The 402-nt window shown below is 65.2% G+C and carries 1 protein-coding gene; it reads right to left on the reverse strand.

Annotated elements, in window-relative coordinates; all coding sequences use genetic code 11:
- On the reverse strand, positions 1–332 hold a 332-nt coding region (locus tag AC13HU_RS38290), incomplete at its 3' end, for a transposase (RefSeq protein ID WP_483046598.1).
- Positions 333–402: the final 70 nt, after the last annotated feature.

A 402-nucleotide genomic window follows, 5' to 3' on the forward strand; every position in this document is an offset into this window, starting at 1 on the left:
GACTTGGTGCCCTTCTTCAGGAAGCCGGTGTCGTCGCCGATCAGCACCGCGTCCTTGGCACCGATGGTCTCCACGACGAAGTCCCGCACATCGTCGCGGACCGCGTTCTCGTCCCAGTCGGAGTGGTTGAGCAGGCGCTGGACGCCGTCGGGGCGCAACTGCCCGACCTGCTCCGACAGCGTCCACCCGTTCTTCTTCTCAAGCGGCGCGAGCAGCCCGTTCAGGTAGTCCGACGCCCGCTCGCGGGGCTCCGACCTGCCGAAACGGTGGGCGAACCGGGCATGGAACCCGGCTATCCCCTCGGACCACGACTCGACCTGCTCAACCGTCAACGATTCATCGCACAGTCGGAACAACGAGCCAATCCAGCACCTGTCACGGCAGATGCGGTTGCAGTACTAG

The sequence above is a fragment of the Streptomyces sp. NH27 genome, assembly GCF_056859195.1.